The sequence below is a fragment of the Streptomyces cinereoruber genome (assembly GCF_009299385.1).
Lineage (GTDB): Bacteria > Actinomycetota > Actinomycetes > Streptomycetales > Streptomycetaceae > Streptomyces > Streptomyces bikiniensis.
In genome coordinates, this window is the sequence record NZ_CP023693.1 from 2,507,523 (window position 1) to 2,521,139 (window position 13,617).

The window sequence follows — 13,617 nt, forward strand, 5'->3', positions numbered from 1 at the left end:
GCCCGGCGTCCGCGCGGTGTGCCCGGAGCGCGCCGGGAACGCCGCTACGGGCGGTCGAACCAGTCGCCGCTCTCGATGACCGGGCCCAGGGGCGCGTCCGGGGCCGCCAGGAACACCCAGGCGAGGACCCGCGCCCCGTCCCGTTCCCGTACGACCTCCTTCGCCACCCGCTCGTACCCCACGGGCAGTTCGAGGCGGTCGAGCAGGCCGAACAGTTCGCCGTAGGAGCCGGGCGCGGGCGTGAGCAGGGTGCCGGTCACCCGGCCCTTCTCCGCCGGGACGACGTACGGGTAGCCGGGCCCGTCGTGCAGGACCGCGCCGTCCATGACGGCGTCCGCCTCGGCGCCGATCCGGCCGGCGAGGAACCGGTCGTGGTTGTACGCGCCCGGCCGGAGCGTCCCGTACACGAAGAACGGCAGTTCGTCGTCGGCCACCGGGCCCTCGACCGCCGGGTCCGGCGAGGTCTCCCGCTCGACCCAGCGGGCGTACCCCTCGCTGACCCGGGCGACCCGGGTGGCGAGGATCTCGGGCGTCTCGTAGTCGTGGGCGGCGAGGAGGTGTGCCTCCAGGGCGGGGTAGCGGGCCTCGGTGGTCTTGAGGACCACCTCCCACTCCTCGGTGCTCTCGATCGCGCCCCGCCAGTGGTAGACGGAGGTGACGGGCCCCGCGATCTGCGCGCAGGCGGCGAGGCGGGCCTCGACGGCGCCGCGCGCCAGGGCGTCGGCCTTGGCGCGCGCGTCGGTGGTGGTGCGGACGGTGACGATCACGCCTCCACCGTACGGGCGAACTGGGCCGCGTGCAGCCGGGCGTACGCGCCCCCGGCGGCCAGCAGCTCCTCGTGGGTGCCCTGCTCGGCGATGGCGCCGCGCTCCATCACGAGGATGGTGTCGGCGTCGCGGATCGTGGAGAGCCGGTGGGCGACGACGAAGCTGGTGCGGCCCGCGCGCAGCGAGGACATGGCCTGCTGGACGAGGAGTTCGGTGCGGGTGTCGACGGAGCTGGTGGCCTCGTCCAGGACGAGGACCACCGGGTCGGAGAGAAAGGCCCGGGCGAGGGTGACGAGCTGCTTCTCGCCGGCGCTGAGGCCGCCGCCGTCCTCGTCCAGGACGGTGTCGTAGCCGTCGGGCAGGGTGCGGACGAACCGGTCGGCGCGGGCGGCCTCCGCCGCGGCGACGATCCGCTCGCGGGAGACCTCGCCGGGGACCCCGTAGGCGATGTTCTCGGCGATGGTGCCGCCGAAGAGCCAGGTGTCCTGGAGGACCATGCCGGTGTGGGAGCGCAGCTCCTCGCGGGTCATCGCGGCCGTGTCGACGCCGTCGAGGGTGATCCGGCCGCCGGTCGGCTCGTGGAAGCGCATCAGCAGGTTGACCAGGGTCGTCTTGCCGGCGCCGGTGGGGCCGACGACGGCGACGGTCCGGCCGGGCTCGACGGTCAGGGACAGGTCCTCGATCAGCGGCCGGTCGGGGTCGTGGCGGAAGGAGACCTCCTCGAAGGAGACCCGGCCGCGCACCGGTGCGGGCCGCAGGGGTGCGGCCGGGTCGGGGGTCTCCTCCTCGGCGTCGAGGAGGTCGAAGACCCGCTCGGCGGAGGCCACCCCGGACTGGAGCAGGTTGGCCATGGCGGCGATCTGGGTGACGGGGCCGTTGAACTCGTACGAGTACTGGACGAAGGCCTGAACGTCGCCGACGGTGAGGGTGCCGCTCGCCACCCGCAGTCCGCCGACCACGGCGACGGCCACGTAGTTGAGGTTGCCGACGAAGGTCAGGGCGGGCTGGATGAAGCCGGAGACGACCTGGGCGCGGAAGCCCGCCCGGTACAGCTCCTCGCCCAGCTCGTCGAAGCGGCGCACGGCCTCCTCGCGCCGCCCGAAGGCGACGACCTCGGTGTGGCCGGTGACCATCTCCTCGACGTGGCCGCCGAGCCGGCCCGTGACCGCCCACTGCTTCACGAACTGCGGCTGGGCGCGCCGCCCGACGAGGGCGGCGACGGCGAGGGAGACGGGGACGGTGCCGAGGGCGACGAGGGCGAGCGGCGGGGAGATCCAGAACATCATCGCGAGGACGCCGACCAGGGTGAGCAGGGCGCGCACCATCTGGCTGAAGGCCTGCTGGAGGGTCTGGGTGATGTTGTCGATGTCGTTGGTGGTGCGGGAGAGGACCTCGCCGCGCGGCTGCCGGTCGAGGTGGGAGAGGGGCAGCCGGGCCAGCTTGTGCTGGGCCCGCTCGCGCAGCCGGTGTCCGGCGCGCTGGACGACGGTGGTGGCGATCCGCTGCTGGAGCCAGATGAAGACGGAGGAGCCGAGGACGACGGCGGCGGAGAGGGCGAGGACCCGGCCGACGGCCGCGAAGTCGACCCCGGCGGGGCGGGTGACGCCGGTGACGACGAGGTCGGTGGCGCGGCCGAGGAAGAGGGGGCCGAGGACGGAGAGGGCGACGCCGGTGGCGCCGGCGGCGAGCAGGGCGACGAGGAGGGCCCGGTCGGGGGCGAGGGTGCGCAGGAGGCGGAGGCCGGAGGCGCGGAAGGAGAGGGAGCGTTCGAGTGAGGGGGTGCCGGGACCGGGGCCGGTCTGCCGCGGGGGGCCGGTGCGGGCGGGGGCGGTGGGGGCCTTGTCGCGGGGCTCCGTGGTCGTGGTCACGCGGCCTCCTCCTCGGTGAGCTGGGAGAGGACGATCTCCCGGTAGGTGGGGTCGTCCCGCAGGAGGGACGCGTGGGTGCCGGTGGCGACGACCCGCCCCCGGTCGAGGACGACGATCCGGTCGGCGTGGCGGACGGTGGAGATGCGCTGGGCGACGACCACCACGGTGGAGCCGGCCGTCTCCTCGGCGAGCGCGGCCCGCAGCCGCGCGTCGGTGGCGGCGTCGAGGGCGGAGAAGGAGTCGTCGAAGAGGTAGAGGCGGGGGCGGGCGGTGAGGACCCGGGCGATGGCGAGCCGCTGGCGCTGGCCGCCGGAGAGGTTGGCGCCGCCCTGGGAGACGGGCGCGTCGAGGCCCGCGTCGAGTTCGCGGACGAAGTCGGCGGCCTGCGCGGTCTCCAGGGCCCGCCACAGCTCCTCGTCGGTGGCGTCTGGCTTCCCGTAGCGGAGGTTGGAGGCGATCGTGCCCGAGAAGAGGTACGGCTTCTGGGGGACGATTCCGACGGTCCTCGCCAGGAGGGCGGGGTCGAGGGTGCGGACGTCGGCGCCGTCCACGAGGACCCGGCCCCCGGTGGCGTCGAAGAGGCGGGGCACGAGGCCGAGGAGGGTGGACTTGCCGCTGCCGGTGGAGCCGACGATCGCGGTGGTCTCGCCGGGCCGGGCGGTGAACCGGACGTCGTGCAGGACGGGTTCCTCCGCTCCGGGGTACCGGAAGCCGACGCCGTCGAGTTCGAGCCGGCCGGGGCCGTGGAGCTCGCGGACCGGGTGTGCGGGCGGGACGACGGAGGAGCGGGTGTCGAGGACCTCGCGGACGCGTTCGGCGCCGGCCTCGGCGCGCGGCATGTGCATCAGGAGGAAGAGGGTCATCATCACGGACATGGAGGTCTGGAGCAGGTAGCCGAGGAAGGCGACGAGCCCGCCCGGCTGGAGGGCGCCGGAGTCGATGCGGTGGGCGCCGACGTACACCAGGGCGACGGTGGTCAGTTCCCAGACCACCAGGACCGTGGGGAACATGACGGCCTGTAACCGGCCGGCCCGCAGGCCGACGGCGAACAGCTCGTCGTTGGCGGCGGCGAACCGTTCCCGCTCGTGCCGGTCGCGGACGAAGGCGCGGACGACCCGGACGCCGGTGATCTGCTCGCGCAGGATCCGGTTGGTCCGGTCGACGCGGAGCTGCATGCCCCGGAAGAGGGGCCGCAGGCGCAGCACGACGGTGCCGACGGCCCCGGTCATCACGGGCACGAAGAGGACGAGGACGAGGGCGAGCGGCACGTCCTGGCGCAGGGCCATGGCGATGCCGCCGACGCACAGGAGCGGGGCGGCGACCAGCATCGTCAGGACGAGGACGGTGAACGTCTGGATCTGCTGGACGTCGTTGGTGGTGCGGGTGATGAGGGAGGCGGCGCCGAAGCGGCTCCGCTCCCGGGCGGAGAACTCCTGGACGCGCCGGAAGACCTCGGAGCGCAGGTCGCGGGCGACGCCCATGGCGATCCGGGCGCCGGTCCAGGTGGCGGCGGCGGCCGCCGCCACCTGGAGGAGGGTGACGGCGGCCATGGTGGCGCCTCCGGAGAGGACCCGGCCGGTGTCCCCGCGCAGGACGCCGTGGTCGATGACGCCGGCGTTGAGGGCGGGCAGGGCGAGGGAGGAGAGGGTCTGGACGAGCTGGAGGCCGACGAGGAGGGCGAGGAGGGGCCGGTACGGGCGGAGGCGGGGGAGGACGATCCGGAACAGCACGGCGTCGTCTCCTCACGCGCCGTACGGGCGGACGGACTTGGCGTCCCGGAGGGCGTGGCCCCACCAGGCGAGCTGGTCGAACAGGGCCTTGGCCGCGCCCTCGGCCCCGGCCGGGTCCTTGTGCCGTCCGTCCTCGTCGAACTGCTCGTGGGCGTGCTGGAAGGAGACGGTGTCGCGGACGGTGACGGCGTGCATCTCGGCGAAGACCTGGCGGAGCTGTTCGACGGCCCGCAGGCCGCCGGAGATCCCGCCGTAGGAGACGAAGCCGACGGGCTTGGCCTGCCATTCGGTGTAGTGCCGGTCGATCAGGTTCTTGAGGGCGGCGGGGAAGGAGTGGTTGTACTCGGGGGTGAGGACGACGAAGGCGTCGGCGGCTTCGAGGGCGGGGGTGACCTTGGCGAGTTCGGCGCGGACGGCCGGGGAGGGGGCGTACGAGAGGGAGGTGGGGAGGTCGACCCCGGCGAGGTCGACGACCGTGGTGGTGAAGTCCTCGCGTTCGGCGAGGCGGGAGAGGAGCCAGTCGGCGAGGACGGGGGCGAAACGTCCTTCGCGGTCGCTGGCGACGACGAGGGCGAGGGAGAGGGGGGCGGGGGGAGCGGAAGGGACGGAGGGGACGGAAGCGGTGGAGGGGACGGTGGGCTGCGTGGAGTTCGTGAGGTCCATGCCGGTGATCGTGGTACCTCAAGTTTGGTTGAGGTCAAGCGGCGTCCGGGACCGCGCGGCGGAGGGCGCCCGGGGCGCCTCGGTCACCCGTTCGGCACCGGTCGCGACCCGGCGTGTCGAAAGCACCCCCGACCTGCGGAAACGTCCGGAATCCAGCCGACGCGCCGTATCGAACGGCCCCATCCTGACGTCCCGTCAGCAGGCGGAGGGCGCGCGGCCGCCCTTATCTCGGTCCCAGAAGGTCCGTCACCGGGAAGCCCCTCCCGGGAGGACCGTCCCGGCATGACCGTACGCGCGCTCCGGAGGACCCCATGCGCACCACTGCCCGCCTGCTCACCGGTACCGCCCTGACGGTCGCCGCGCTCGGGGCGTTCGCCGTCCCGGCGGCGCACGCCGGCGAAGAGTGGAACGACTCCGGGGGGCGGCACGAGACCCTCGAGATCTACCCGTCGTCCGCGTCCCCCGGCACCACCGTCACCGTGAACACCCTCGCCTGCGGCAAGAACGGGCGCGGCGTCGGCGACGCGAACGCGCTCGGCGCGGGCGAGTTCCACCTGAAGCCGAGCACCCACAAGGAGATCGTGGTCGGCCAGTTCACCGTGCCCCGGCACGCCGAGGCCGGTACGTACGGCATCAGCGTGGCCTGCGACAACGGCAAGACGGCCCGGGGCGACCTGACCGTCACGCACCGGCGTCCCAGCGGGCACGTCCAGACCGGTGTCGGGGGCAGCGTCGGCCCCGACACCACCCAGGTCGCGGCGGGCGCGGCGGTGCTGGCCGCGGCCGCCGTCGGCGGTGCCTGGCTCCTGCGCCGCCGGGCGAGCGGCGCGCGGGGGCACTGAGGCACCGCCCCTTCCTGCCCCCGCCGCACGCCCGTACGGGCCCGGCGGGGGCAGGACCACATCCCGGCGCGTTCCGGCGGCGCCGCGAAGGACCGAAGAGACGGACGCGAAGGACCGCAGAGACGGAAGGGAGCCGGGCAGGTGAGCAACAGGAGCAAGGGCTGGGGCATAGCGGTGGCCGCCTGCGTGGGCGTCTGGCTCGTCCAGAACGGCTCGGCGGACGTCACCCCGCCCGTGCCGTCCGCCGCCCAGGCCTTCGCCGCCGGGCCGAGCGTCCACACCGACGCCGCCGCCGACCCGCTGCCGCCCTCGGCGCCCGTACGGCTGCGCATCCCCGAGACCGACGTGGACACCCCGATGACGGGGCTCGGCCTGGCGGCGGACGGATCGCTGGAAGTGCCGCCCGCCGAGGACCGGAACCTGGCGGGCTGGTACGAGGGCGGGACCGCGCCCGGCGCGAAGGGCACCGCGATCGTCGCGGGCCACGTCGACAACGCGGACGGGCCCGCCGTCTTCTACACCCTCGGCGCGCTGAAGAAGGGCCACCGGATCGAGGTGGACCGGGAGGACGGGCGCACCGCCGTCTTCACGGTCGACGCGGTCGAGGTGTACGAGAACGACGCCTTCCCGAGCGACAAGGTGTACGCCGAGGCGGACCGGGCCGAGATCCGGGTCATCACCTGCGGCGGCGGCTTCTCGAAGAAGAACGGCTACCAGGGGAACGTGGTCGCCTTCGGGCACCTCATCGGGGTCAGGGGACCCGCCTCCTGACCGCTCACCCCCACTGGTCGAAGGCGAGCTTCGCGACCAGCGAGAAGACCACCACGAGCAGCACGCCCCGGACGAACCCGGCGCCCCTGCTCAGCGCCATCCGGGCGCCGACCGTCCCGCCGACCAGGTTGAAGACCGCCATCACGGCGGCGAGCTGCCAGTACACCGTGCCCTGGTACGCGAACATCGCGAGGGCGCCCGCGTTGGTGCAGACGTTGACGATCTTGGCGGTGGCGGAGGCGGTCACCAGGTCGAGGTGGAGGACGGCGGTCAGGGCGAGGACCAGGAAGGTGCCGGTGCCCGGCCCGAACAGGCCGTCGTAGAAGCCGATCCCGCCGCCGACGACCACGATCGCGGTCACGATCCTGGCCCGGGTCAGCGGCGCCCGCTCCTCCCCCTCGGCCCGCGCGCCGAAGGACGGCCGGAGCATCACGAAGGCCGCCACCCCGAGCAGCACCACCATGATCACCGGGCGCAGCACGTCACTGCTGATCCCGGCGGCGAAGAAGGCGCCGGTCATGGAGCCGGCGAGGGCCGCGAGCCCGATCCGCACGGCCGTCCCGACCCGGACGGGGGCCTTGCGGACGTAGGTGACGGCGGCGCCGGTGGTGCCGACGATCGCGACCGCCTTGTTCGTGCCGAGGATCTGCGCGGCCGGGGCGTGCGGGAGCCCGAGCAGCAGGGCGGGCAGCAGGAGCAGCCCGCCGCCGCCCACCACGGCGTCGATCCAGCCCGCCAGGAGCGCGGCGAGGCAGAGCAGGACGAGGGTGGTCAGCGATATCTCGGGCATGGGCACGACCCTAGGGACGTGATCGTTGGCCCGTCCATCAATCCCGGGAGAGTTGAGCTACGTCAGAGCTTGCCGTGCCCGGCGGGCGGTCGGGCGCGGGTGGCGCGGCCGGGGTGACGGTGGCGGTGAGCAGGGTCGCGGCGAGCGCCCCGGTGCCGAGGAGCCCGGCGGCGAGCAGGCGGCGGGCCCGTTCCGTCGGAAGGCTCGGTGCTCCGTGTCTAGGCATGGTCGAAGTCCTCGCTGTGGATGCGGGAGGCCGGGACCCCGGCCCGGCGCAGGGAGGCGGTCGCGGCCCGGGCCATCGCGGGCGGGCCGCACAGGTACACGTCGTGGGCGGCGAGGTCGGGCACGAGGTTGCGCAGGGCGCGCGGGGCCAGGGGATCGAAGGAGCCGCCGGAGGGGCCGAGGAGGAAGTGCAGGTCGGCCCGCCGCTCGCGGGCGATGGCCTCCAGCTCCTCGCGCAGGACGACGGAGGAGGAGTCCGAGGCCCTGTAGAGGAGGGTCACGTCGCCGGGCCCGCCGGGCAGGGTCTCGAAGAGGGCCCGCAGCGGGGTGATGCCGACCCCGCCCGCGAGCAGCAGGACCTTGCGGCGGGTGCGGCGGTGGGCGGTGAGCGCCCCGAAGGGGCCGGTGGCGAGGACGCGGGTGCCGGGGCGCAGCCGCCGGACGCGGCGGGTGTGGTCGCCGAGCGCCTTGACGGTGATCCGCAGGGTGTCGTCGCGGACGGGCGCGGAGAGCGAGAAGGGCAGGGCCGTGGCCCACAGGCCGCGCCGCAGGAAGCGCCAGCGGAAGAACTGGCCGGGTTCGGCGCGCAGCCGGTCCACTCCCCTGCCCCGGATCAGGACCGAGACGACCCCGGGGCCCTCGTCGCGGACCTCGGCGACCCGCAGGTCGTGACGGAGGGCGGCGCGGACGGGGACGACGATCCGGTACCAGACGAGGAGGACGGCGACGACGGCGTGCGCCAGGGACCAGAGCCAGCGGGTGAGCAGGCCGCCGGCGATGTCGGGGCCCGCGAGCTGGTGGACGAAGCCGAGCGCGGCGGCGAGCAGCGCGCCGAGGTGGACGGCCCGCCAGGTCTCGTGCCGGAGCCTGCGGCGTACGGAGCGGGCGGAGGTGATCCCGACGGCGACGAGCAGGGCGGTACCGGCGGTGGCGGCGGCGATCGCCCCGTACGAGAGGAGGTCCCCGGCGGCGGTGACCAGGTCGGCGTGGGTGTGGACGGCGTGGCCGCAGAGGGCGAGGACGGCGTGGGCGGCGATCAGGCCGAGGACGTACCGGCCGCCGAGGGCGTGCCGGCGGGCGAGCCGGTCGGCGCCGACGCCGTGCTCGACGGCCGGGATCCGGGCCATGAGCAGCAGCAGGACGAGGACGCCGTAGCCGGCGAGGAGGCCGGTGAGGTGGGCGCCGGACGCGAAGAGGACGTCGAGCCGGGCGGAGGGCCGGGCCTGGAGCCCCCAGAGGAGCCCGACGGCCCCGGCCCCGGCGGCGACCCCGGCCCGCAGCCGCCCGGGGGCGAGCCGGAGGGCGGGGGCGGCGGAGGGGGCGGCGGACGGACGGATGGGCCGGGCGGCGACCGGGTCTGTGGGCCGGACGGAGCGGGCGGACCGGGCAGGCCGGGCGGACCGAGTAGGCCGGGCAGGCCGCGTGGCCACCGGTTCCGCGGGCCGGACGGACCCGGCGGCGGGCGGTTCCGCGGGCCGGGCGGGCGGGACCGGAGGGCGCCGTCGGCGGCGGGGCTCTTCGGCCCGCGGCGCGGTGAGGGGCGCGAGGGGTACGTAGAGGGGGTGGCTGGCCTCGGTGGTCACATCCGGCACCCTAGGGGCGCCCGTATACGGGAATCCGCAGCTCAGCCGCGCCCGCCCGATCCTTAAGGCGCCCTTGAGGCGAGGCTGACCACGGGTTAACCCGGAGGCCGGTCCGGCGGCCCGCCCCCCCCGGCCCTCACAGCGGGCGGGCCCGGGGGCGGAGATCAGCGTTCCGTACGGGAAACAGACGGGATGCCGCCGGGTAACACCGGCCCCGCACGCTTCCGGTCATGAGTACACGGATCGTGGTGGTCGGGGGCGGGACGGCGGGCGCCCGGCTCGCCCGGCGCCTGCCCGTCACCCTCCTCGGCGAGGAGCCGCACGCACCGTACAACAGGGTGCTGCTCGCCGACGTCCTCGCCGGGCGGTACGCCCCCGAGGTGATCGCCCTGCCCGGGACCCGCGAGCCGGCCCGGCTCGGGACGCGGGCGGTGCGGATCGACCGGGCGACCCGGACGGTGGAGTGCGCGGACGGCTCGCGCGTCGGCTACGACCGGCTGGTCCTGGCGACGGGCTCCAACCCGGTGCTGCCGCCGCTGCGCGGACTGCGCGGCGCGGCCCTCCCGGCGGGCGTCCACCCCTTCCGTACGCTCGACGACTGTCTGGCGCTGCGCGCGGCGGTACGGCCCGGGGCCCGGGCCGTGGTCGTCGGCGGCGGGCTCCTCGGGGTGTCGGCGGCCCGGGCGCTCGCGGAGCTCGGCGCGGACGTGGTCCTCGCCCAGCAGGGCGAGCGCCTGATGGAGCGCCAGCTCGACGCGCACGCGTCGGCGCTGCTCCGGGAGCACGTCGAGTCCCTGGGGGTCGAGGTGCACACCGAGTGCCGGGTCGGCGGCCTGCGGCAGCGGGACGGGGCGGTCACGGCGGTCGAACTCGCCGACGGCTTCGTGCTCGACGCGCAGGTCGTGGTGCTGGCCTGCGGGGTGCGGCCCCGGGTGGCCCTGGCCCGGGAGGCGGGACTCGACGTCGCCACCGGGATCGTGGTCGACGACGAGCTGCGGACCTCCGACCCGTACGTCCACGCGGTGGGCGACTGCGCGGAGCACGCGGGCCGGGTGTACGGGCTCGCGGGCCCGGCGCTCGAACAGGCGGACGCGCTGGCGGAGGTGCTGGCGAGGGAGACCGGGACCGAGGCCTCCGACGCGCCCACGCCCGTGCCCACGGCCCCCTACACCGGCACCCGTGCCCTCACCCGGCTCACCCTCACCGGCCCGCGCCCGCTCGACCTGGCCGCCTTCGGCGAGGTCACCGCGCGGCCGGGCGACGACACCGTCCAGCTCACCGACCCCACCCGCGGCGCGTACCGCAAGGTCGTCGTCCGGGGCGACCGGCTCGTCGGGGGCGTCCTCCTCGGCGACCTGGCCGCGGTCGGCGCGCTCGCCCGGGCCTGGGAGGGCGACGAAGCCCTCCCGGAGGCCCCCCTGCTCCACCTGCTCACCCACGACGGAGGCTCCTGACATGAGCGCTGACGCTGACACCACCGCGCACACCCCGACGATCGTCCTGGTCGGCCACGGAATGGTCGGCCAGCGGTTCCTGGAGGCGCTCGCCGACCGCGGCGTCACCCGGCGGGCCCGGATCGTGGTCCTCTGCGAGGAGCCGCGCCCGGCCTACGACCGCGTCCAGCTCACCTCGTACTTCTCCGGGAAGACCCCCGACGACCTCTCCATGGTCGGGGCGGGGTTCATGGAGGAGCACGGCATCGAGCTGTACGTGGGCGACGCGGCCGAGTCGGTGGACCGGGAGGCCCGGACGGTCACCGCCCGCTCGGGCCGGGTCTTCGCGTACGACACCCTCGTCCTGGCCACCGGCTCGTACCCCTTCGTGCCGCCGGTGCCCGGCAAGGACGCCCGGGGCTGCTTCGTCTACCGCACGATCGAGGACCTGCTCGCGATCGAGGAGTACGCGAGGACGGCGACGACCGGCGCGGTGGTCGGCGGCGGCCTGCTCGGCCTGGAGGCGGCGGGCGCGCTCAAGGGCCTCGGCCTGGACACGCACGTGGTGGAGTTCGCGCCGCGCCTGATGCCGGTGCAGGTGGACGAGGGCGGCGGCGCGGCCCTGCTGCGCACGATCGAGCGGATGGGCCTGAGCGTCCACACGGGGACGGGCACGCAGGAGGTCGTGACGGCGGACGGCGCCGTGACGGGCATGAGGCTGTCGGACGGCTCCGAACTGGCCGTGGACATGGTGGTCTTCTCGGCGGGCGTACGGCCCCGGGACCAGCTGGCGCGGGACTGCGGGCTCGCCGTGGGCGAGCGCGGCGGCATCGCCGTGGACGAGCGGTGCCGGACCTCGGACCCGGCGGTCTTCGCGATCGGCGAGTGCGCGCTCGCGGTCGACGGGCGGGTCTACGGCCTGGTGGCGCCGGGCTACGAGATGGCGCAGACGGTGGCGGCGGTCCTCGCAGAGGAAGAGGACCAGGGTTTCACCGGTGCCGACATGTCGACCAAGCTGAAGCTGCTCGGCGTGGACGTGGCCTCGTTCGGCGACGCGCACGGCACGGCCGAGGGCTGCCTCGACGTCGTGTACTCCGACTCCCGCTCGGGCGTCTACAAGAAGCTGGTGGTGGACGGCGAGGGCGTGCTCCTCGGCGGCGTCCTGGTCGGCGACGCCGACTCGTACGGGCTGCTGAGGCCGCTCACCGGCACGGTCCCGCCGGTCTCCCCCGAGCAGCTGGTGCTCCCGGCGGGCGCGGGCGCGCCGGTGGCGCTCGGCCCGTCGGCGCTGCCGGACGACGCGGTGATCTGCTCCTGCCACAACGTCACGAAGCACGCGATCGGCCAGTGCTCCTCGCTCGCCGAGGTGAAGAAGTGCACCAAGGCCGGCACGGGCTGCGGCAGTTGCGTGAAGGTGATCGAGAAGCTGCTGCCTGCCCCCGTCGACCAGGGGCTCTGCGGCTGCTTCTCGTACAGCCGGAGCGAGCTGTACGAGATCGCCCGCACCCTGCGCCTGACCTCGTTCGCCGCGCTGCTCGACTCGCACGGGCGGCCGGAGGCGCGGGGCGGCGAGGGCTGCGAGGTCTGCAAGCCGACCGTGGGCTCGATCCTCGCCTCCCTCAACAACGGGTACATCCTGGACGGCGAGCAGGCCTCCCTCCAGGACACCAACGACCACTTCCTCGCCAACATGCAGCGCAACGGCTCCTATTCGGTGGTGCCGCGCATCCCCGGCGGCGAGATCACCCCGGACAAGCTGATCGTGATCGGCGAGGTGGCCCGCGACTACGGCCTCTACACGAAGATCACCGGCGGTCAGCGGATCGACCTCTTCGGGGCGCGGGTGGACCAGCTCCCGGCGATCTGGACGCGGCTCGTGGACGCGGGCTTCGAGTCGGGGCACGCGTACGGCAAGTCGCTGCGGACGGTGAAGTCCTGCGTGGGGCAGACCTGGTGCCGGTACGGCGTGCAGGACTCGGTGAAGATGGCGATCCAGCTCGAACTGCGCTACCGGGGCCTGCGCTCGCCGCACAAGCTGAAGTCGGCGGTCTCGGGCTGCGCCCGCGAGTGCGCCGAGGCGCAGTCGAAGGACTTCGGGATCATCGCGACGGCCAACGGCTGGAACCTGTACGTCGGCGGGAACGGCGGCGCGACCCCGCGCCACGCGGACCTGCTGGCCCAGGACCTGTCGGACGCCGAACTGGTCCGGCTGATCGACCGGTTCCTGATGTTCTACATCCGCACGGCGGACCGCCTGGAGCGGACCTCGACCTGGCTGGATCGCCTGGAGGGCGGGCTCGACCACCTCAAGGACGTGGTGGTGCACGACTCGCTCGGCCTCTGCGACGAGCTGGAGGCCCTGATGGCGGCGCACGTCGACGCCTACCAGGACGAGTGGGCGCAGACCCTGGACGACCCGGAGCGGCTGCGGCGCTTCGTCTCCTTCGTGAACGCCCCGGACACGCCGGACCCCTCGGTCCGGTTCGTGCCGGAGCGCGACCAGATCAAGCCGGACCTGACGTTCCTCACCCTGGAAGGGGTCGCCTCCCGATGACGACGCTCGAACCGCTCAAGACGCTCGAACTCTCCCCCTCCCCCGAGTCCTGGATGACCGTCTGCGAGGAGTCCCGGCTGACCCCGGGGCGCGGCGTGGCGGTGCTGCTGCCGGACGGCCGGCAGGCGGCGGTCTTCCGGGACCGGTCGGGCCGGACGTACGCGATCGACAACCGCGACCCGTTCACGGGGGCGCAGGTGCTCTCCCGGGGGCTGGTCGGCTCGGCGGGCGGGCGCCCGTTCGTGGCCTCGCCGCTCCTGAAGCAGCGGTTCGACCTGGAGACGGGCCGCTGCCTGGACGACGAGGAGGTCACGGTGGCGGTGTATCCGGTACGGGCGGTCCAGCTCGATCCGGCGCTCCCCTAAGGAACTTGACCGATCGTTCCAGATAA

At 74.6% G+C, this 13,617-nt stretch carries 12 protein-coding genes; 5 read left to right on the forward strand and 7 right to left on the reverse strand.

Annotation, left to right across the window (positions count from 1 at the left end; genetic code table 11):
* Positions 1 to 44: 44 nt before the first annotated feature.
* The 4 genes from cutA to CP977_RS11160 are packed head-to-tail and all read right to left on the reverse strand — an operon-like array spanning position 45 to position 5,028.
* A complete protein-coding gene (gene cutA, locus CP977_RS11145; RefSeq protein WP_062755884.1) occupies positions 45 to 767 on the reverse strand; it encodes a divalent cation tolerance protein CutA in 723 nt (240 codons plus the stop codon).
* Positions 764 to 2,635, reverse strand: a complete 1,872-nt coding sequence (locus CP977_RS11150) for an ABC transporter ATP-binding protein (protein WP_152370021.1) — start codon at positions 2,633 to 2,635, stop codon at positions 764 to 766. Before CP977_RS11150 ends, cutA begins: the two co-directional genes overlap by 4 nt.
* Positions 2,632 to 4,365 (reverse strand): ABC transporter ATP-binding protein, encoded by a 1,734-nt coding sequence (locus CP977_RS11155; RefSeq protein ID WP_152370022.1) that lies wholly within the window; start codon positions 4,363 to 4,365, stop codon positions 2,632 to 2,634. Before CP977_RS11155 ends, CP977_RS11150 begins: the two co-directional genes overlap by 4 nt.
* A 12-nt stretch (positions 4,366 to 4,377) precedes the next feature.
* Positions 4,378 to 5,028 (reverse strand): NADPH-dependent FMN reductase, encoded by a 651-nt coding sequence (locus CP977_RS11160; RefSeq protein WP_104860538.1) that lies wholly within the window; start codon positions 5,026 to 5,028, stop codon positions 4,378 to 4,380.
* Positions 5,029 to 5,339: 311 nt separating this feature from the next.
* Between CP977_RS11160 and CP977_RS11165 the strand changes: the two genes are divergently transcribed.
* Together CP977_RS11165 and CP977_RS11170 are read left to right on the forward strand one after the other, a co-directional pair.
* On the forward strand, positions 5,340 to 5,870 hold the full coding sequence (locus tag CP977_RS11165) for a hypothetical protein (protein ID WP_062755878.1): 531 nt from the start codon (positions 5,340 to 5,342) through the stop codon (positions 5,868 to 5,870).
* 141 nt (positions 5,871 to 6,011) lie between these two features.
* A complete protein-coding gene (locus tag CP977_RS11170) occupies positions 6,012 to 6,641 on the forward strand; it encodes a class F sortase (RefSeq protein ID WP_062755876.1) in 630 nt (209 codons plus the stop codon).
* Positions 6,642 to 6,645: 4 nt separating this feature from the next.
* On the opposite strand, the gene CP977_RS11175 is transcribed toward CP977_RS11170, so the two are convergent.
* From CP977_RS11175 to CP977_RS11185, 3 genes are read right to left on the reverse strand one after another with little or no spacing between them, the layout of a single operon-like run.
* On the reverse strand, positions 6,646 to 7,431 hold the full coding sequence (locus CP977_RS11175) for a sulfite exporter TauE/SafE family protein (protein WP_109185896.1): 786 nt from the start codon (positions 7,429 to 7,431) through the stop codon (positions 6,646 to 6,648).
* A gap of 37 nt (positions 7,432 to 7,468) precedes the next feature.
* Positions 7,469 to 7,657: a hypothetical protein gene (locus CP977_RS11180; RefSeq protein WP_152370023.1), complete on the reverse strand. Its 189-nt coding sequence runs from the start codon at positions 7,655 to 7,657 to the stop codon at positions 7,469 to 7,471.
* Positions 7,650 to 9,239, reverse strand: coding sequence for a ferredoxin reductase family protein (locus CP977_RS11185; RefSeq protein ID WP_269145162.1), 1,590 nt, complete (start codon positions 9,237 to 9,239; stop codon positions 7,650 to 7,652). Before CP977_RS11185 ends, CP977_RS11180 begins: the two co-directional genes overlap by 8 nt.
* A 230-nt stretch (positions 9,240 to 9,469) precedes the next feature.
* Here CP977_RS11185 and CP977_RS11190 point away from each other — a divergent pair, with 230 nt between their 5' ends.
* From CP977_RS11190 to nirD, 3 genes are read left to right on the forward strand one after another with little or no spacing between them, the layout of a single operon-like run.
* Positions 9,470 to 10,693, forward strand: a complete 1,224-nt coding sequence (locus CP977_RS11190; protein ID WP_062755869.1) for an NAD(P)/FAD-dependent oxidoreductase — start codon at positions 9,470 to 9,472, stop codon at positions 10,691 to 10,693.
* A 1-nt stretch (position 10,694) separates the two neighbouring features.
* On the forward strand, positions 10,695 to 13,226 hold the full coding sequence (gene nirB, locus CP977_RS11195; protein ID WP_109185897.1) for a nitrite reductase large subunit NirB: 2,532 nt from the start codon (positions 10,695 to 10,697) through the stop codon (positions 13,224 to 13,226).
* Positions 13,223 to 13,591 (forward strand): nitrite reductase small subunit NirD, encoded by a 369-nt coding sequence (gene nirD / locus CP977_RS11200; RefSeq protein WP_109185898.1) that lies wholly within the window; start codon positions 13,223 to 13,225, stop codon positions 13,589 to 13,591. Before nirB ends, nirD begins: the two co-directional genes overlap by 4 nt.
* Positions 13,592 to 13,617 lie beyond the last annotated feature (26 nt).

What these genes read in the sequence shown, in the direction of transcription:
- CP977_RS11160 (WP_104860538.1), bottom strand. Translation starts at nt 5,028, where the DNA reads ATGGACCTCACGAACTCCACGCAGCCCACCGTCCCCTCCACCGCTTCC.
- CP977_RS11165 (WP_062755878.1), top strand. Translation starts at nt 5,340, where the DNA reads ATGCGCACCACTGCCCGCCTGCTCACCGGTACCGCCCTGACGGTCGCC.
- CP977_RS11175 (WP_109185896.1), bottom strand. Translation starts at nt 7,431, where the DNA reads ATGCCCGAGATATCGCTGACCACCCTCGTCCTGCTCTGCCTCGCCGCG.
- CP977_RS11180 (WP_152370023.1), bottom strand. Translation starts at nt 7,657, where the DNA reads ATGCCTAGACACGGAGCACCGAGCCTTCCGACGGAACGGGCCCGCCGC.
- CP977_RS11190 (WP_062755869.1), top strand. Translation starts at nt 9,470, where the DNA reads ATGAGTACACGGATCGTGGTGGTCGGGGGCGGGACGGCGGGCGCCCGG.
- nirB (WP_109185897.1), top strand. Translation starts at nt 10,695, where the DNA reads ATGAGCGCTGACGCTGACACCACCGCGCACACCCCGACGATCGTCCTG.
- nirD (WP_109185898.1), top strand. Translation starts at nt 13,223, where the DNA reads ATGACGACGCTCGAACCGCTCAAGACGCTCGAACTCTCCCCCTCCCCC.